Here is an 18,797-nt window from a genome sequence, read left to right on the forward strand (position 1 = left end):
CCACGCAGAGAGGAACAGAGTGAAGACACGCAGGATCGCCGACGTCGAGGTGAGCGCGATCGGCCTGGGCGGCATGCCCATGTCGATCGAGGGCCGCCCGGACCGCGAACGCTCGATCAAGACCGTCCACGCCGCATTGGATGCCGGCGTCACCTTCATCGACACCGCCGACGCATACCACCTGCACGCCGACGAGGTCGGGCACAACGAGGAGCTCATCGCCGAGGCGCTGCGCTCGTGGAGCGGCGACGCCTCCACCGTGCTCGTCGCGACGAAGGGCGGCCACCTCCGCCCGGGCGACGGCCGCTGGACGCTGAACGGCCGCCCCGAGTACATCAAGGAGGCCGCGAAGGCCTCCTTGGCGCGCCTCGGCGGCGACACCATCGGGCTCTACCAGTTCCACCGCCCCGACCCGGAGGTGCCGTACGCGGACTCCGTCGGAGCCGTGCGGGACCTGCTCGACGAGGGCATCATCCGACTCGCCGGCATCTCCAACGCGAACCCCGAGCAGATCCGCCTGGCGCAGGACATCCTGGGCGGGCGGCTGGCGTCGGTGCAGAACCAGTTCTCCCCGGCGTTCCGGTCGAGCGCGCCGGAGCTGGAGCTGACCGGCGAGCTCGGCATCGCGTTCCTGCCGTGGAGCCCGCTCGGCGGCATCACCAACGCCGCCGACCTCGGCTCCCGGTTCGAGCCGTTCAAGGATGTGGCGGAGGCCCGCGGGATCAGCCCGCAGGTCGTCGCGCTCGCGTGGCACCTCGCGCAGGGGCCGCACGTCATCCCCATCCCGGGCTCCTCGCGCCCCGAGACGATCCGCGACTCGGTCACGGCCGCCGACGTCGAGCTCACCGCCGACGAGCTCGCGCGCCTCAACGCCGCCTGACCCGGCTCCCGGCTCCGCCATCCGTTCCCCACTTTTGTACGCGACACGCCGCGCGTGCACGTCCAGAAGTCCGGAACGGATGGCGCGCGTCAGGAGGCGATGGTCGCGGTGAGCGCGGCGACTTCGGCAGCGCGGTCGGCGCGATCGCGCGGGGCGCCCGGGATGCCGGGCCGCTGCTGCCACGGCAGCGGTCCGCCCGCGTGGCGGTACTCGACCCCGACCGCGTCGAGCCGCGCGAGGTGGGCCTCGAGCCGCGGCGCGAACGCCTCCCACGACCGCTCGCCCGCCTCGTCGGCGGTCCACAACGCCTCGGCCAGCGCGGCCAGTCGCGGGAACGCGAAGTAGTCGAGCCCGCGCGGCTGGTCGATGTACTCGGTCCACAGGTTCGCCTGGGCCCCCAGCACGTGGGCGCGCTGCTCGGCCGTGAGCTCGGCGGGCACCGGGTCCAGTTCGTACACGTCGCGCACGGTCGTGACCGTGACCAGCGGGATGGGCTCCTCCATCGACTCCGACTGGCGGTAGTTGAAGTAGAGGACGCGGTCCGGGCAGAACACGACGTCGTGACCCTGCCGCGCGGCCGCGACGGCACCCGTCTCACCGCGCCAGCTCGCGACGGTCGCACCCGGGGCGAGGCCGCCCTCCAGGATCTCGTCCCAGCCGTACGACCGGCGGCCGCGGGCGGTGAGGTGCTCGTCGATACGGCGGACGAACCAGCTCTGCCCCTCCTCCTCGGTCGCGGCGCCGATCTCGTGCAGTCGCTCCTGCGTGCGCGGGTCGGCGCGCCACTGGTCCTTGCGGCACTCGTCCCCACCGATGCCGATGTACGTGGAGGGGAAGACCTCGATAACCTCGTCGAGCACGTTGCGGAAGAACTCGACCGTCGACTCTTCGAGGTTCAGGACGTTGCGGCTGATCCCGTACCGCGTCCACACTTCGCGCGGCTCGTCCCCGCCGGCGACGCCGAGCTCGGGATACGCGGCGATCGCGGCCTGCACGTGCCCGGGCGACTCGATCTCGGGGATCACGGTGATGCCGCGCGCGGCGGCGTACGCCACGATCTCGCGGAGGTCGTCCTGCGTGTAGAACCCGCCGTGCGGGCGGCCGTCGGTCGGCGCGTCCGGCCCGAATCCGACCTGCGACTCCCGCCGCCACGCCCCGATCCCGGTGAGGCGCGGGTAGCGGCGGATCTCCATCCGCCAGCCCTGGTCGTCGGTCAGGTGCAGGTGGAGCACGTTCATCCGGTGCATCGCGAGCAGGTCGACGAAGCGGAGGATGTCGTGCTTCGGCAGGAAGTGCCGGGCCACGTCGAGCATCAGCCCGCGCCAGCGGAACGCCGGGCTGTCGTGGACGCGGCACGCCGGAGCCGCCCAGCGCACGCCGTCGAGGGCGCCGCGTCGATACACGGCAGGCGGCAGCAGCTGCAGGAACGCCTGCGCCCCTTGCGCGAGAGCCGCGGCCGATCCGCCTCGGATGCGCACGCCGTCCGGCTCCACCGTCAGCCGGTACTCCTCGTCGGCGAGGGAGGGATCGGCGGCGAGGGTGATCGCGCCGGCGCCCCCGCCGCCCGTCGAAGCGCCCGCGAGCGGCAACCCGGTCGCCGCCGCGAGCTGAGCCCGCAGCCACCCGGCGATCGGAGCTCCCGACTCGTCGGCGACGACCGTCGTCGCGGCGTCGAGCACGAACTCGCCCGGCAGCTCCTCCGCCCGCCGCGGGCGCGGCAGCAGGCGGTCGGCGATCGCGCCGGTCATCGCTCGGGACGCACGGGACGCTGGCTGCGCACCGCCTCGTACGTCAGCCGCAGGGACTCGGTCATCTGGTCGTACATCTGCTGGGCCACCCGCACGAAGAGGAAGTCGACGAGCGCGAGCTGCGCGATGCGACTCGACATCGCGCCCGAGCGGTAGAGGCTCTCGCGTGCCTGGGTCGTGAGCACGTGGTCGCTGACGCGGCCGATGCTGGACTCCGGGAAGTTCGTGATGGAGACCGTGGTCGCCCCGGCCGCGTGCGCGACCGAGAGCGCGTGGGTGGTCTCGAGCGTCTCGCCCGAGTGGGAGAACCCGATGGCCACATTGCCCGGCTTCTGCAGTGCGGCCGACGCGAGGGCGAGGTGGGAGTCGACGGAGCAGAAGGCGGTCAGCCCGATGCGGGAGAGCTTCTGCTGGAGGTCCTGCGCGGTGAGGCTGCTCGACCCCACGCCGTAGAGGTCGATGCGGCCCGCACCGACGATGGCGGCGACCACGCGGTCGAGGGCGTCGAGGTCGAGCTCGCGGGCGGTCTGCTCGATCGCCAGAGCATCCTGATACGCGATCTTGGCCACTACCTCCTGCACGCTGTCGGCCGGGTCCACCTCGCTCTCGGTGAGCTCGAACCGCTCGCGCGCGGCCTGCTCACGGCTGGTCGCGGCGGCGATGGCGAGCCGGAACTCCCGGTAGCCGGTGAAGCCGATGCTCTGGCAGAACCGCGCGATGGTCGCCTGGGACGAGTCGCACACCGCGGCGAGCTCCGAGATCGTCAGGTCGACGACGCGCTCGGGATGGTCGATCACCACCTGGGCGATGCGCGCCTCCGTGGCGCTGAGCCGCGGCACCGCCTGGCGCACCGCGGAGAGGACGTCAGCCGACATGTGTCCGCGTGCCCTCGGCGGCGTCGACGGCCGCGAGTGCGTCACGCAGTCGTCCGCCGTGCTCGGCGAGGAGCCGCACGGCGGCGTCCGCATCGAGGGTCGTCTCGCTCATCAGGATCGCCGCCTTAATCCATCCGCCGGTCGCGTCGAGCGCTTCCGCGGCCTGCTGCGCGTCGGTGCCCGTCGCCAGCATAACGGTCCGCTCGGACCGGGCCCGCAGCTTGGCGTTGGTGGCCCGGAGGTCGACCATGAGGTTGCCGTAGACCTTGCCGAGCCGCACCATCGAGATGGTGCTGATCATGTTGAGCACGAGCTTCTGCGCGGTGCCGGCCTTGAGCCGGGTGGAGCCGGTGAGGATCTCGGGGCCGACGACGACCTCGATGCCGACCTCGGCCTCCCGACCCAGTGGGGAGTCCGCGTTGCAGGAGAGCCCGACCGTGAACGCGCCCGCGCGGCGGGCCTGGTCGATCGCGCCGAGCACGAAGGGCGTGCGGCCGGACGCCGAGATGCCGACGAGCGCGTCGAGCGGGCCGATGGTGATCGAGCGGACGGCGGCGCGGCCGGCCTCCTCGTCGTCCTCCGCGTTCTCGACGGCCGTGTGCAGCGCCTCCGGGCCGCCGGCCATGAGACCGACGACGAGCTCGGGAGGGGCGCCGAACGTGGGCGGGATCTCGCTGGCGTCGAGCACGCCCATGCGTCCGGCCGTCCCGGCTCCGGCGTAGATCAGGCGGCCGCCGCGGCGCATCCGCTCGGAGACGCCCGTCACGGCGGCGACGATGCTGGCGCTCTCGCGTGCGACGGCGGCGGGCACCTCGGTGTTGGCGACGTTCATCGCGGCCACCAGCTCCTCGATCGACATGATGTCGAGGTCGCGGGTGGTCTCGCTCACCGCCTCGGTCGCGAGCGTACCGAGCGTCTCGCGGAGGTCGGCGAGGGGATGCGGCTCAGCCACGGAAGATCCTTTCATCGGTGCGTCGGTCACCGCGCCACCGCCAGGGCGGGGTCGGCGGCCAGTGTCAGCCCGGCGACGCCGCGCAGGCGGCGGCCGGGGACGGAGTCGGGGGCGAGGGTCAGTCGCCCGAGGACGCGCGCGCGTCCGGCGGGAGTGCCCGGCAGGTCGGCGGGCACACCGTGCCAACTGAGGTAGCCGACGAACGCGAAGAGCAGCGACTCCTTGTGGTCGGCGTCGATGCCGAGCGCGTCGCTGCTGGTCACGTCGACGCCGTGCAGCCCGAGCACCGCGCTGAGGGCGCGCATGAGGGCGGGGTTGCGCGTGCCGCCTCCCGAGACGATCGCGCGCGACGGGATGTGCGACGACGATGACCGCACCGCGTCGGCGACCGTGCGGGCGGTGAGGGAGGTTAGGGTCGCGACGAGGTCGGCGAGCTCGGGCTCGACGCCGGCTCGCGCGGCCGCGGCGTCCACGACGGCGAGGTCGAACGTCTCGCGACCGGTGCTCTTGGGCGTCGGCGCCGAGAAGTAGGGATGCGCGAGCAGCTCGCCCAGCATCCGCTCGTCCACGCGGCCGGTGGCGGCCAGCAGGCCGTCGGTGTCCTGCCCCTGGCGACTGTCGGTCGCGCGGGCGACCGCGGCGTCGATGAGTGCATTCGCCGGTCCGCTGTCGAACGCGACGAGGCCCCCGTCCGGCTCGACGATCTGCACGTTGGCGATGCCGCCGAGGTTGACCGTCGCGACGGGACGGCCGCTGCGCGCGGCCTCTCCCGCGAGCCAGGCGCGGTCGAAGAGCCCCATGAGCGGAGCACCCTCGCCGCCGGCGGCGATGTCGGCCGACCGCACGTCGGAGAGCACCGGGACGCCGAGACGCTCGGCGATCCACGCCGGCTGGCCGACCTGGAGGGTGCCGCGGGCGTGGCCGTCCTCGACCCAGTGGTGGAGGGTCTGGCCGTGCGAGACCGCCAGCTCGACACCGCCGGCCTCCTCGGCCGCGCCGGCCGCAGCCTCCGCGAACTCCTGGCCGGCGAGGGTGTCCATCCGGACGAATTCGGCGGGAGCCAGACTCTGCCCCTCGACCGCCGCGAGCAGGAGTGCGCGGGTCGTCTCCGACCACGCCACCGTGCGGGCGACGACGGAGGTGAGCCGGACGACGGGACGGTCGCTCGCGTCGAGCGGGTCGATGTCGACCACGGCGACGTCGATCCCGTCGACGCTGGTCCCGGACTGCAGGGAGAGGATCCTCACGCCGCGACCCCCTCGAACGCCTCGGAGACGACCTGCGCCGTTACCCGGCTGGAGCCGTACGTGTCGAGGCCGGGGAGCGCGAGCTCGTCCGGCGCGGGCAGTCCCGTGTTCACGATGACCGCGGACGGGCGAGCGGCTGCGAGGATCCCGAGCGCACGGCGCTGCGGCGATCCGGGCTGCACGGCATCGACCAGGGCGACCACCGCGCTGCTCTCCGGGATGCCGCCGAGCGCGTCGCACATCGCGGCGACGACGTCGCGTCCTCCGAACGGGCCGACGACGACGCGCGTGGCGCCGAGGGCGACGCTGAAAGGCTCGGCGGTGGAGGCGACGGCGCCGCTGGCACGGTCGCGCAGATCGAGCACGACGCGGTCGCCCGCGGCGACGGAGACCGTGCCGCGGACCACGATCGCCTCGCGCACGACCTGCCGCGCGTCGAAGGCACCGACCTCGCCGGTCGAGGCGCCGCCCGCGCGCGAGGCTGCGGCGGTCCAGTCGGAGAGCCCGGCGACCGAGTGCGAGGCGCGCTCGAGCGCGGCGATGGGCAGGGTGCCGTCGTCCACCGCAGCCAGCAGCGCGTCGCGCACCTCCGCGTAGTCGTCGAGGTCGCTCGTCGCGCCGTGCTTCGGGCCGAGATCGGAGGGGTTGCCGATGCACAGGAGGTCCGCACCGGCGAGGATCGCCCGGACCGCGCCGGGGCCCGCACCGAACTCGGAGCGGATGGCGGCCATGTCGAGCGCGTCCGTGATGATCGTGCCCGCGAAGCCGCGGTCACGCAGCATCCCGAGCACCCGCGGGTCGAGCGTGGCGGGGAGGTCGCCGAAGGCATCCACGACGACGTGCGACGTCATGACGGCGGCGACGCCCGCATCGATCGCGGCCTGGAACGGCGGGAGGTGCTCGGCCTCCACCTCGGCGCCGGGGAGCGTGACGTGCGGCAGTCCGAGATGCGAGTCGACGGCGGTGTCGCCGTGACCAGGGAAGTGTTTGACGCAGGCGGCGACGCCTCCGGCCTGGATGCCGGACACCATCGCGGCGACGTGCCGGCCGACCAGGTCGGCGGTCGCACCGAACGCGCGGGTGCCGATCACCGGGTTGCGCGGGTTCGTGTTGACGTCGGCGACCGGAGCCAGGGCGACGTTCGCGCCCGATGCGCGCAGGCGGCGCGCGAGCTCGACGCCGGCGGCGCGGGTGACCGCGGTGTCGTCGACGCGACCCAACTGGGACGCGCTCGGCAGCGTGGAGCCGAGGGCGGCCTCCAGTCGCGTGACCGGTCCGCCCTCCTCGTCGACGCCCAGGAGGGCGCCGGGGCGCGACTCCCGCAGCCGGGCGGAGAGCGCGGGCAGCTGCTCCGCATCCTCCGGGTCGATGTTCTGACCGAAGTACACGACGCCGGCGAGCCCCTCGTCGAGGGCGTGCAGCAGCCAGTCCGGGGCCGTGCGCCCCAGGAAACCGGGCCAGAGCACGCTCGCGACCAGCGAGCGAACGGCCGGATCGGTGCTCGCGCTCATCCCGCTCCCCCTAGCCCTTGACGGCGCCGGCGACCAGGCCGCTCGACAGGCGGCGCTGCACCAGCACGAAGAAGATCATGACCGGGATCGTGATGATGGTCGAGGCCGCCATCACGTAGCCCCACTCGTTCGTGTGCTCGCCGAAGAACTGCTTCAGACCGATCGCGACCGTGTAGTTGTCGCTCGCGCCGCCCAGCAGGGTCATCGCGAAGATGAACTCGTTCCACGCCGTGATGAAGGCGAAGACGCTCGTCGCGACCAGGCCCGGCATCACCAGCGGGAACAGCACAGAGCGGAACATCCGCCACCAGCTGGCGCCGTCGAGGTAGGCGGCCTCCTCCAGCTCCACCGGCACCGCCGCCACGAAACCGCGCAGCATCCAGATGCCGAAGGGCAGGGACAGCGCGACGTACACGACGATCAGGCCCAGCAGCTGGTTCAGGAGGCCGAGGTCGCGCACCTGAACGAACAGCGGGATGACGAGGGCCTCCAGCGGCACCATCTGCACGGAGAGGATCATGAACAGCATCGCGGTGCGGAATTTGAAGTTGAACCGCGCCACCGCGACCGACGCCAGCAGGGCGAGGACCGCCGAGATCACCACGACGGCGACCGCGACGATCAGCGAGTTGCGGAGGAAGACGTCGAAGCCGCCCTTGGTGAGCACGTACGCGAAGTTGTCGAGCGTGAACTCCTGCGGGATGAGCGACTGACCACCGCTCGACGCGCGCTTGTCGAACGCGCTGGACAGCATCCAGTAGACCGGGAAGAGCGTGAAGACGAGCAGCAGGGCGACGAGAACGCCCTTGCCGATCTTGCCGCCGATCGAGCGCTTCACAGCTTGTCCTCCTTGAGCATCGTGCGGACGTAGACCACCGTGATCGCGAGCAGCACCAGCGTCAGCAGGACGGCGATCGCGGAACCGAAGCCGTACCGGTTCTGACCGAACGACTCCACGTACGACCACACGCCGAGGTTGAGCACCTGGCGGTTGGACCCCGAGCCTCCCGGCATCAGATACACCTGCGCGAAGACTTTGAAGTCCCAGATCGTGGACAGGATGATCACCACGGCGAAGACCTGCTTCAGCGACGGCACGATGATCGAGAAGAAGCGGCGCACCGCTCCCGCGCCGTCCATCGCCGCCGCCTCCAGCATCTCCTTCGAGACGCCGAGTAGGCCGGCGAGCACGGTGATCGCGACGAACGGGAAGCCGTGGTGGATGATGTTGAGGAGCACGATCCCGTAGAACGTGAACGGGTTGGTGAACCAGTTGAACGACTCGTGCATCAGCCCGAGGTTCTTGAGCACCTGGTTGACGATGCCGTTGTCCGCGTCGAAGATCCAGACCCAGACATAGGTGCCGGTCACTGCGGGCATCGCCCAGGCGACCATGATCGCGCTGCCGACGATGGTCCGCCAGGTCGGGCCGAGGCTCGCCATCAGCAGCGCGACGAGCGTGCCGAGGGCGACCGTGCCGGCGACCGACAGGATGGCGAAGATCACGGTGTTAGGGAGCGCGACCGTCCACAGCGTGGCATTGCCGAAGATCTCGGCGTAGTTGTCGAAGCCGATGAAGTTCGTCTTGCCGCTGACGATCTCGCGCAGACCGTAGTCCTGCAGCGAGATGATGACCACGCGGATCAGGGGCCACAGCAGCAGCCCGGCGAGCACGACCAGCGCGGGGGCGAGCAGCAGCCACGGCCGGCTCACGGCGATGAACGAGCGCTTGCGCTTCGGGGCGGGGGCGCCGGGGCGCCGGCCGCGCGCAGTGCGCACGGCCGGCGTCTCGGGACGAACGTCGATGGCCATCGGGCTACTTGTCGTTCAGCAGCTGGGTCATCTCCTTGGCCGCGTCGGTCGTCGCCTGGTCGACCGTCTTCTGCCCGGAGAGGATGGACTGGATCATCGCGTTAGTCGTCTGCTTGGCCTGCACCGCGCCGAACTGCGGGGTGACCGGCACGGACGCGCCGCCGTCGACCATCTGCGTGGCGAACGGCTTGACCAGCGGGTCGTCCGACTCCATCGCCTTCTTGACCAGCGAGTTCAGACCGGAGAAGTAGCCGGTCTGCGACGCCCACTCCTGGGCGTACTTGCCCGTGGTCATCATCTCGACGAACTTCCAGGCCAGGTCCTTGTTCTTGGCCGTGTTGAACACGCTCAGGTGCGAGCCGCCGAGGACCGACGGGCTGATGCCGCCGTCCTTGCCCGGGATCGGGGTCGCGGCGATCTTGCCCTCGAGGTCGGGGGCCTTCTGCACGATGGTGGCCGGGGTCCAGGAGCCCTGGATGGCCATCGCGACCTTGCCCTGGTTGAAGTTGTCGAGCACGTCGGTCTCCTTCCAGGTGGTGGCGCCGGAGGTGGAGAAGCCGTACTTGGTGGCGAGGTCGGTGTAGAACTGGATGCCCTCACGCGACTTGGCGCTGTCGAGACCCGAGGTCCAGGTGCCGCCCTTCTCGGTGGCGACCTGGCCGCCGGCGCCCCAGACCCACGGGTACACGCCGAACTCGGCGGTGCCGGGGACGGCGAACGGGATCATGTCGGGCTTGGCGGCCTTGATCTTCTCGCCGGCGGCGACGATGTCGTCCCACGTCTTCGGAGCCTCGATGCCGAGCTCCTTGAACACGTCGGCGCGGTAGACCAGCGAGCGGACGCCGGCGTACCACGGCATGCCGTAGAGCTCGCCGTCGTAGGTGCCCGACTCCTTGAGGCCCTTCACCAGGTCGTCCTCGAGTCCGGCCTTCTCGACGTAGTCGCCGATCGGGGCGAGCGCCCCGGCGTCGGCGAACTCGGCGGTCCAGGTGGTGCCGGTCTCCGCGACGTCCGGCGTCGTGTTGCCGGCGATGGAGGTCACGAACCGGTCGTGCGCGTCGGCCCACTGGACGAACTGCACGTCGAGCGTGGCTCCGGTCTCCTTCTTGAACTCGTCGCCGACCTCCTTGAAGAAGGCCGTGGAGTCGGGGTTGGTGCCCTGCATGATCCACACGCTGAGCTTCTGGCCCTTCGCGTCGACCGAGCCCCCATCGCCGCTGCCACCGCTCGAGCAGGCCGTGAGGGCCAATGCTGCGATCGTGACGGCGGCGACGGAGAGGTAGCGCTTCTTCATGGTGCTGTCTCCTCTTCGAAACCGGGAATGTGTTGGTGGATGCCCTGCATCCGGGATGAAACTATCCTTCACACTTCGACGTGTGCTTGCAAGTTATTTCCACTCTACACATGTAAAAGGTATGTAACGGCGCCGTGACGGGCGATCGATGGGCGGACGCGTCGGTGATTCAGGAGGAGGACGACGCGCCGAGGAGCCCCCGACGGAAGCCCTCCGCCACGGCCGCCGCACGATCACCAACGCCGAGCTTGGTGTAGACGCTGAGCAGGTGCGTCTTCACCGTCGCCTCGCTGACATGCAGCCGGCTGCCCACCTCCCGGTTCGTCGCACCGTCGGCGACCAGGGCGAGCACCTGCAGCTCGCGGGTGCTGAGCAGGCCGGCCTCCGGTGTCCGCACGCGATCGACCAGCCTGGACGCGACCGCCGGCGCGAGCGGTGCGTGTCCACTCGCCGCCGCGTGGATGGCACGCACGAGTTCGTCGCGCGGGACGTCCTTGAGCAGATAGCCGGTTGCACCGGCTTCGATCGCCGGCAGCACGTCCGCGTCCGAGGCGTAGGTGGTGAGGACCACGACCCGGCTCGACACCCCCAGACGCGAGAGCTCCCGGATCGCGCTCACGCCGTCCATCCCCGGCATCCGGAGGTCCATCAGCACGACGTCCGGCTCGAGCGCGCGCGCCAGGCCGACCGCTTCCGCACCGTCGGACGCCTCGCCGACGACGTCGATCCCCGGATCAGAGGAGACCATGCCGATGATGCCGTCGCGCACGACGGGGTGGTCGTCGACGACCATCAGCCGCACCGGGCTCATGCGGGCACCTCGACGCGCACGGCCGTGCCCCGCCCCGGGCTCGACTCGATCTCGACCGTGCCAGCGAGCCCGGAGATGCGCTCCCGCATGGCGATCAGTCCGTAGCCGCCGTCGATGTCGTCCCGGCGCGGGAATGCCGGGTCGAAGCCGCGGCCGTCGTCGCGCACCTCCAACCGGGCGCCCCGGGCGTCGTGGCGCAGGGTCAGGGTGACGTGGCGCGCGTCGGCATGGCGCTCCACGTTCGCCAACGCCTCCTGGGCGGTCCGCAGCAGAGCGACCTCGGCGTCCGTCGGGAGCGGGTCCGCCGCATCCCTGGCGTCGAGGGCGACCGGGATGCCCGTCCGCTCCGACCAGCGCCGTGCGGCCTCCGCGATCGCATCGGCCAGGCCCGCCGCGTCGAGGGCGCCCGGACGCAGGGCGTGCATCGAGCGCCTGGCCTCCGAGAGCCCCTCCCTGGCGAGGGCCAGAGCCGCACCGGTGTGCCGGTCGCGGCTCGCATCGTCGTCGGCCTGCTCGGCCGCCTGCAGCTGCATCACGATGCCGGCGAAGCCCTGGGCAAGCGTGTCGTGGATCTCGTGGGCGAGCCTCGCCCGCTCGAGCATGGTGGCTGCGCGCTCCTCCTGCTTCCGCGCGACGCGGAGCCCGAACGAGAGGCCGCACATGATGATGACGTTGATCGCCACAACGACCACCCGTCCGACAACCCCTGCCGGCCCCAGCTCGAGCCCGGAGGCCTGGGCCAGCCCCGCCACGACCGCCGTGGCGCCGACCGCCGCCAGCTCCCACGGCCACTCGACGAGCGAGTACGCGAGGGAGAAGGTCGCGATCGTGAGGAACGCGAACCAGCTGTCGAGCTGGACCAGGGCGAGGTTGATGGCGATGGTGCCGACCATGAGGGTCGCGATCGCAGTCGGACGTCCGCGCCACGGAAGCGGGAGGTCGCGCAGCACGAGCACCCAGGCCGCATACGCTGCGCACAGGATGAGCTCGGGCACGAGCGTCGCCCACCGACCCCATCCGACCCCGACCGCGAAGGCGGCGAGCATCCCCGCAACCAGATAGGGCGTGACCGCGAGCACGGTCCGCCAGCGAGGATCGACCATGCTGCCGACCCTACGCGTCCGACGGGAAGAGGGCACGCGTGCGTGGCAGGGCGGCCAGGATCGCGGCAGGGAGCACGAGGGCGCCGCACGCTGCCTGCTCGATGCGCACCCAGTCGGGGAGGAAGCCGGGGATGGAGACGATGACGATCACCGCCGCGACCACGACCGGGGCGATGATCACCAGCCGCAGCCAGGACGATCGGGAGCCGCGTGCGGCCGAGCGCGCGATCAGCAGCAGCACGACCGCACTGCCGAGCACGAGGGAGCAACGGATCCAGACGGCGATGGCGACATCGCCGCCGCTCGTGCTCTGGACGATGAGCGCGGCCTCCATCGCCACGCTGACCGCGAGGAAGGCGGTGAGCAGAACGAGGATTGGACGGAACGCGGCGCGAATGGATGTGCGAATCATGCTTCCAGCGTCGCGACGCGGCCCGCTCGCCGGATCAACCGATCGGCCGGAGTCGACGACCGATCGGTGGAGGGTGCTCAGGCGATGCTGACCTGGCGCAGGAACGCCGCCGCAGCCGGGCTCGGCTCCTCCGACGCCGCGACCGCCACGGTCCACTTCGGGACGTCGCCCGAGAGCGGGACGGCCCGCAGCGTGTCGGGGCGCTTGCGGGCGAAGCTCGCGGGGACGACGGCCACTCCCAGGTCGTACCCGACCAGGTCGAGCAGCGGGTGCACGTCGTTGACCTCCATCGCGGGCCGGTAGTCCAGCCCGGCCGCCGCGAACGCGCGCCGCGTCAGGGCTTGCGCCCCCCAGCCCTCCTGGAAGCCAATCATCGTCTCGCCGCGCAGGCTTTCGATCGGGAGGCTCTCCTCGCCGGAGTAGCGGTGGTCGGGGTGGCAGAGCACGAGCAGGTCTTGCGTGCTGAGCCGGCGCAGGCGCACTCCGACGGGCGTGTGGCCGGTGTCGACGACGAGGGCGACATCCACCTGCCCGTTCGCGACCGCGTCCACGAGTTCGACCGATCCGGTCTGGCGGAGGCGCACCTCCACGCCCGGGTTGGCGGTGCGGAACGCGGCCAGTTCGGCGGGCAGGTCGACGGAGCCGAGGCACGGCTCGGCGCCGACGGTCAGTCGTCCGCGCTGCAGTCCGCGCACGGCCGCGACGGCGTCGCGTGCGGCGGCGGCGCTCGCGAGGGTGCGCACGGAGTCGGCGAGGAGGGCTTGTCCGGCCGTCGTCAGCTCGACGCGGCGGGTGCTCCGGATGAAGAGGGAGGTGCCCAGTTCCTGCTCGAGGGAGCGGATGGAAGCCGACAGTCCCGATTGGGAGATCTGCAGCAGCTCGGCGGCGCGGGTGAAGTGCCGCTCCTCCGCGACGGTGACGAAGTGCTCGAGCTGACGCAGTTCCATTCAGCAAGGATACTGCTGAATCCGGCCTTTCCGATTTGCTCGACCAATGCCTGGGGTGCGCGGCGGAGCCTGTCAGCGGCCGCAGCGACCGGTGGGCGCGGCCGTCGTTTCGCCGGTGTGGGCGTGGCGGTGGGGGTCGACGTTGCTCAGCGTGATGGGTCCGTGGGCGGGGAGGGCGACGAGGTCGCTCGGGTGCAGGTCCGCCGGCAGGTCCATGAGGCGGGGGCCGGCGTGGACGGTGCAGAGCGGCGCCGGGGAGGCGCGGCCGATGAGCCGCGCTTGGGAGGTCTCGGCGGCGATGGTGCGCAGGTCGGCGTCGAGTTCGATGTCGAGGCCGCCGCCGGGGTGTCGCACCACGTTCGTGACGCTGGTGACGACGGCGGCTGCGTCGTCGTCCGTGTGGACGCAGGGGGTGGTGCACCAGTCGGCGAGGCGGACGAGCGAGACGCCGGCGATGACCACGTCCGTCGTCGTGGGGTGGGTGTGGGCGGGCCAGCGGGTGGCGTCGAGGGGTTCGGGGATGCTGCAGCGGAGCGTGGGGATGATGCGGGTGAGGGTCATGCATCCGGTCTACGCGGCGAGCGCCTCCCGCGGGCTGGTCCTGACGGATCCCATGCGGGACGCGGGTCGTTCTGTGCGCTTCCCTGACGGTGGCCGGTCAGCGCACTCCCTTCATCATGCGCAGGACCCAGGGGGTGAGCAGCACGAGGACGACACCCACGCCGACCGCCACTCCTCCGATGATGCCGAAGTAGACCCCTTCTGTTGCCGGCGTGTACAGCTTGGCGAGCTGTCCGGCCATCGCCGTCCCGAGGGCGACGGAGAGGAAGAAGAGGGCGACCATCTGCGCCTGGAAGGCATGTGGCGCGAGTTTGGTGGAGGCGGAGAGGCCGACCGGGGAGAGCAGGAGCTCGGCGATCGTGAAGGCGAGGAGGATGCCGACGACCGCCAGGAGGGGCGTGCTGTTCTTGCCCCCTCCCGCCCAGAACAGGAACAGCCAGAACGTGAGCCCCATGAGGATCGTCCCTGCGGCGAACTTGATCGGGGTGGACGGCTGCTTGTCGCCCCATTTCGTCCAGATCGCAGCGAAGACGCCGGAGAGGATGATGATGAAGATCGGGTTGATGGACTGCACCCACGAGACGGGGAAGTCCCAGCCGAACAGGTTCCGGTCGAGGCGTTCGTCGGAGTAGATCGTCAGCACCGTGAACTGCTGCTGGTAGAGGGACCAGAACGCCGCACTGGTGATGAAGAGCGGGATGAACGCCAGGATCCTGCTGCGTTCCTCTTTGGTGACGAGGCGGGACGTCAGGATGACCGTGAAGTACGCGATCGCGGCCGCGATGGTGACGACGATCACGACCAGCGCGAGGTTCTGCGCCGTGATCACCCCGGTGAGCACGAGTGCGACCACGACCACCAGGGCTGCGGCGGTGACGCCGATGACGAGCGGGTACCGCTTCGCCGGGAGCGGGTTGGGTACGGCGCGTGCTTCGTCCGGGAGCCGTTTGCGGCCGATCGAGTACTGGATGAGGCCGATCGCCATCCCGAGCGCGGCGAGCGCGAAGCCGTAGTGGAAGCCGAGCGTGGTCTGCAGCAGTCCGGTGAGCAGCGGTCCGAGGAAGCCGCCCAGGTTGATCCCGAGGTAGAACAGCGAGAACCCCGCGTCGCGGCGGGAGTCGTGCTCGTCGTAGAGCGTCCCGACGATCCGGGTCGCGTTGGCTTTCAGGCCGCCGCTGCCGACGGCGACGAAGATCAGGCCGACGATGACACCCGCGAATCCGGGCAGGAGTGCCAGTGCGATGTGTCCGGCCATGATGACGACCGCGCTCCAGAACAGGATGCGTTCGGAGCCGAAGAGTCGGTCGGCGAGCCACGCGCCGAGGATGGTCGAGAGGTAGACGGCTCCGCCGTACGCGCCGACGATCCCCGCCGCGGTCGCCTGGTCGAGCCCCAGGCCGCCCTTCTCGACCGAGTAGTAGAGGTAGATGAGCAGGATGCCCTGCATGCCGTAGAACGAGAACCGCTCCCACATCTCCACCCCGAAGATGTTCGCCAGGGCGCGCGGCTGGCCGAAGAAGCCGTGGCTCTCGCGGTCCTCCGGCTGCGGTGCCGGCTTCACTTCACTGGTGTCGCTCATGCGCACATGCTCCCACCGCGTCGGGGCGTGCGGGAGGCCGCGCTCATTCGAACATCTCCGCGACGGCCCGGTCGACTTCGCGATAGGTCGCCGCCGACTCCTCCGCCATTGCAGCGGCCCCGGCGAGCGCCTCCACGCGCGTCCGGTGGTCCTGGTCCCAGCGCGTGTGGGCCGCGACGAACTCGTCCCGCGCACCGCCCGACCACTTGCCGGCGACCCCGCGCGCCGCTTTCGCGAGCACCTCGCGCCCCTCCACGAGTTGCTCCCCTCGCCGCCGCAACTCCCCCGCCAGCTCCTCGAGCTGCTCCGGATCCACTCTGAACGCGGTCATGACGGGACCTGACCCTCGAGGTCCGGATCCGAGGGGACGCAACGACTTCCGGCGCTGAAGTCGGCGTACCCGTCACCGACGGTGAACAGTGCCCCGAATCCGTCGGACGTGGTCCCCGCGAGATAACCGGGATACGAGACGACTTTCCGCGGAGGTGTGAGAGTGTCGTCCGCAACAACTCGAACGGCGTAACCGAGTCCGTTCCAGAGTTCAGCCACGCGCGCTGCGATTTCCTCCGGGGGTTCCTCGAGCTGCCCGAAGCGCTGAGTGAAGCGCGACCAGCTGTCCCTGTCCTTTCCCAGACTCCACTTTCCGCACGCTCCCCACGATGCGGAGGAAGGCGCGTCCCATCCGTCACCCACAATCGCGAGGGTCTGCTCGTACAGTTTCTCGACCTCCGCCTTCGCCTCCTCATGCTTCATCAGATGACCCTCCTGCTCGAATTTCGTCTGCGTGCAGGCGGGCGATCCACCGGCAGATGCGATCACTGCTGCCACGCTCAATGCGCGCACCACCCGCAACCTCAACGTCCCCATTTCGCGATCCTGTTCTCAGTTCTCTGCCACGACCGATCGTCAGGATCCCCGTCGTGAGGAAGTGTCGCACCCTGCCCCATCGTGGCTTTCGCGGTTGCGTACTGCGCCGCGGAATACTCGTCGAGATAGCTCAGTCCAGCCCCGTTGCCGAACGGCCCATGACTGTCCACACATTTCATCTCTCGACCGTCGATCGTCGTCCCTTCGGACGTGACGACGTGAGCCCCGTACGCCGCACCTGTGGGATCGGTGCGCCCCGACAGCGCCTGTCCGATCGGAGCCCACTCATCAGCGACAGCTTGTGTCGCATAGACCTCACCGAGGGGGACGTGGAGTGCGGCGGCGACCGGAGCTCCGCCGGAGACGCCCGCGGATCCGAGCATCACGACGTTGCCCGCTCCTCCCCCTGGGCGTGCGAGAGCGACCGCCGCGACATTGGTGCCATAAGAATGGGCGACGACCGAAAGATGAGGCGACTGAGCCTCCCAGCCCTTGATCGCTTGCATACCCTGCAACGTGTTTACCAGTCGGTCCGCTCCGGCCTCTGCAAGGTCATTTCCAAGTACGCCAGAAACATCCAGCGCCATCGGCGGCTTGTAGTCGAGCCAGGCCAGAACTGCGATCTTCGAGGCTCCGAGACCTGAAACTGCGCTCTGGAGCCGCAAAAGATTCTCTGAAGCCTTGGCATACCTCCCTATATCCCCCGCCGTCGTTCCCATGCCCGGCACGATCAGGCTGACGTGTTCGGCGTCGTCGATGAGGCCGGTGCTCAGCGCCACCTTGGTGTGCTCGCCCGGTTGGTAGGCATAGAGCTGGTGCGGCGGGGTGCCCTCGGGGCCGCCGCCGAAAGCACGGCGGATGGCCGTGAGTTCGGCGAGGAGCTTCTCGTCCTTCTCGATGAGTCGGTCGAAGAGGGCGCGACTACCAGGGGCGAGGCCGTCCGTGGTTCGTCGCAGCCTCTCGAGCTCGTCTTCCAGGGCGGCGATGTCTTTCGTCAGCATCCGTTCGTTCACCTCGGAGCGGGTGCGGGCGTCGACGCCGTCGAGATTGCCGACGACGCGCGGGATGCTGCGGGCGAGGCGGGAGCGGGTGGCGTCGTCGAGCTTCCGCCACCAGGCGGCGATGTGTCCCGGTCCGAGATCGAGCAGGCGGTCGAGCAGCTCGGGGTGCGCCGCGGCATACGCTTCGAGTTCGGAGCCGGACATGCGCCGGAGGTCGCGGAGCAGCTTCTTCTCGCCGGCGTACGCCATGACCTCGGCGAGCCCCGCGGGCAGCGGAGCCGTCCCGAACACGGATCCCGTGAAGGCCCGGCCCGTGAGAGTGCGCAGCACTCGGGCGGTGTCACCGTCGCTCGTGGAGACCGCCGCGCGCGCATCCGTCAGGAGCGCTTCGGCGTTGTCCCGGATCGCCACTCCCGGATCGACGAAGACCGACAGCACCGGAAGCGCGAACGGCGTGCTCGCTGCACGCGCCTTCTCGTCGTCATGTTTTCGACGGGCGGCCGCGGTCGCCGTCTCGCCCCGCGACCACTCGGCGATCGCCCGGTCGGCGACGCGGAGTGCAGCAGCGATCTCCGCAGCGTGCGCGGAGAGTGCAGCGGCAGCCTCCCGATAGGCCGTCGCCGCCGCCGTCGTCCGGGTGAGGTGCCGCTCTCGCGCAGCGCTGAACGCCTCCGCCGCAGCCCCTTCCCACACTTCCGGTACGGCTTTGCGATATTCCGCGGCGGCCGCGACAACTGATCGCGCCTGAACCTCCCACCGTTCCGCCTGCTCGCCGAGCGCGTGCGGGTCGCCCTCGACGAGGTCCTCCGGGCGCGAAGTCTGCCCCAGCTCGAGCGTCACGAGCCCGACCGCCTTCCTTGCTCGGCGATCGACGCCTCCGCTTCCGCGAAGAGGCTCGATGCCCGGGTCAGCCGCGCGACGAATTCCCCGTCGTCGTTCGCGACCAGCCCATCGGCCCTCCCCCACGCGACGGCGAAGCCCGACACGGCCGTACTCACGCTCTCGGACCCGGACATCGCGACAGCGACCGGCGATTCCGGATATCCCTCGAATCGCCTGCCGCACGCCCCGACGTCGTCGGTATCCACCCCCACAACAGACATGACTCGAAGGTATCGATCAAAAATACCCAGCTCAATATTTGGAATGCATGGAAAGAACGAGATGTCACGATCGGCGCAGAGGGCCCGTCGTTGA

Annotated in this window: 18 protein-coding genes; 1 reads left to right on the top strand and 17 read right to left on the bottom strand. The window is 70.5% G+C overall.

Annotation, left to right across the window (positions count from 1 at the left end):
• Positions 1–19 precede the first annotated feature (19 nt).
• Positions 20–880, top strand: a complete 861-nt coding sequence (locus HNR14_RS07270) for an aldo/keto reductase (protein ID WP_179700512.1) — start codon at positions 20–22, stop codon at positions 878–880.
• 89 nt (positions 881–969) lie between these two features.
• Here HNR14_RS07270 and HNR14_RS07275 read toward each other — a convergent pair whose 3' ends face one another.
• The 17 genes from HNR14_RS07275 to HNR14_RS21335 form a co-directional block, all read right to left on the bottom strand.
• The gene (locus HNR14_RS07275) at positions 970–2,628 is read right to left on the bottom strand and encodes a beta-N-acetylhexosaminidase (protein ID WP_179700513.1); all 1,659 of its coding nucleotides are present in this window, start codon (positions 2,626–2,628) and stop codon (positions 970–972) included.
• A complete protein-coding gene (locus HNR14_RS07280) occupies positions 2,625–3,503 on the bottom strand; it encodes a MurR/RpiR family transcriptional regulator (protein ID WP_179700514.1) in 879 nt (292 codons plus the stop codon). Before HNR14_RS07280 ends, HNR14_RS07275 begins: the two co-directional genes overlap by 4 nt.
• Positions 3,493–4,455, bottom strand: a complete 963-nt coding sequence (murQ, locus tag HNR14_RS07285; RefSeq protein ID WP_021764398.1) for an N-acetylmuramic acid 6-phosphate etherase — start codon at positions 4,453–4,455, stop codon at positions 3,493–3,495. The genes HNR14_RS07280 and murQ overlap by 11 nt, the downstream gene beginning before the upstream one ends.
• 26 nt (positions 4,456–4,481) lie before the next feature.
• Positions 4,482–5,702, bottom strand: coding sequence for an anhydro-N-acetylmuramic acid kinase (locus HNR14_RS07290; protein WP_179700515.1), 1,221 nt, complete (start codon positions 5,700–5,702; stop codon positions 4,482–4,484).
• Entirely contained in the window at positions 5,699–7,213 is a 1,515-nt protein-coding gene (locus tag HNR14_RS07295; protein ID WP_179700516.1) for a glycoside hydrolase family 3 protein, read from the bottom strand. The genes HNR14_RS07290 and HNR14_RS07295 overlap by 4 nt, the downstream gene beginning before the upstream one ends.
• A 10-nt stretch (positions 7,214–7,223) precedes the next feature.
• Positions 7,224–8,051: a carbohydrate ABC transporter permease gene (locus HNR14_RS07300; protein WP_179700517.1), complete on the bottom strand. Its 828-nt coding sequence runs from the start codon at positions 8,049–8,051 to the stop codon at positions 7,224–7,226.
• Positions 8,048–9,025, bottom strand: a complete 978-nt coding sequence (locus HNR14_RS07305; protein WP_179700518.1) for a carbohydrate ABC transporter permease — start codon at positions 9,023–9,025, stop codon at positions 8,048–8,050. The genes HNR14_RS07300 and HNR14_RS07305 overlap by 4 nt, the downstream gene beginning before the upstream one ends.
• A 4-nt stretch (positions 9,026–9,029) precedes the next feature.
• On the bottom strand, positions 9,030–10,319 hold the full coding sequence (locus HNR14_RS07310; protein WP_179700519.1) for a sugar ABC transporter substrate-binding protein: 1,290 nt from the start codon (positions 10,317–10,319) through the stop codon (positions 9,030–9,032).
• A 169-nt stretch (positions 10,320–10,488) separates the two neighbouring features.
• A complete protein-coding gene (locus HNR14_RS07315; protein WP_179700520.1) occupies positions 10,489–11,130 on the bottom strand; it encodes a response regulator in 642 nt (213 codons plus the stop codon).
• Positions 11,127–12,233, bottom strand: a complete 1,107-nt coding sequence (locus HNR14_RS07320; protein ID WP_179700521.1) for a sensor histidine kinase — start codon at positions 12,231–12,233, stop codon at positions 11,127–11,129. Before HNR14_RS07320 ends, HNR14_RS07315 begins: the two co-directional genes overlap by 4 nt.
• Before the next feature lie 10 nt (positions 12,234–12,243).
• Positions 12,244–12,645: a hypothetical protein gene (locus HNR14_RS07325; protein WP_179700522.1), complete on the bottom strand. Its 402-nt coding sequence runs from the start codon at positions 12,643–12,645 to the stop codon at positions 12,244–12,246.
• Between the two features lie 77 nt (positions 12,646–12,722).
• Positions 12,723–13,592 carry a LysR family transcriptional regulator gene (locus tag HNR14_RS07330; RefSeq protein WP_179700523.1) on the bottom strand — a complete coding sequence of 290 codons (870 nt, stop codon included), beginning with the start codon at positions 13,590–13,592 and terminating at the stop codon, positions 12,723–12,725.
• A gap of 72 nt (positions 13,593–13,664) precedes the next feature.
• Positions 13,665–14,153: a hypothetical protein gene (locus HNR14_RS07335; protein WP_179700524.1), complete on the bottom strand. Its 489-nt coding sequence runs from the start codon at positions 14,151–14,153 to the stop codon at positions 13,665–13,667.
• 97 nt (positions 14,154–14,250) lie between these two features.
• A complete protein-coding gene (locus HNR14_RS07340; protein WP_179700525.1) occupies positions 14,251–15,732 on the bottom strand; it encodes a peptide MFS transporter in 1,482 nt (493 codons plus the stop codon).
• A gap of 43 nt (positions 15,733–15,775) precedes the next feature.
• Positions 15,776–16,063: a WXG100 family type VII secretion target gene (locus HNR14_RS07345; RefSeq protein ID WP_179700526.1), complete on the bottom strand. Its 288-nt coding sequence runs from the start codon at positions 16,061–16,063 to the stop codon at positions 15,776–15,778.
• Positions 16,060–16,551: a hypothetical protein gene (locus HNR14_RS07350; RefSeq protein ID WP_179700527.1), complete on the bottom strand. Its 492-nt coding sequence runs from the start codon at positions 16,549–16,551 to the stop codon at positions 16,060–16,062. The genes HNR14_RS07345 and HNR14_RS07350 overlap by 4 nt, the downstream gene beginning before the upstream one ends.
• Positions 16,552–16,586: 35 nt before the next feature.
• Positions 16,587–18,665, bottom strand: coding sequence for an alpha/beta hydrolase (locus tag HNR14_RS21335; protein ID WP_179700528.1), 2,079 nt, complete (start codon positions 18,663–18,665; stop codon positions 16,587–16,589).
• Positions 18,666–18,797 lie beyond the last annotated feature (132 nt).

The organism is Leifsonia naganoensis (assembly GCF_013410615.1).
Classification (GTDB): Bacteria; Actinomycetota; Actinomycetes; order Actinomycetales; family Microbacteriaceae; genus Leifsonia; species Leifsonia aquatica.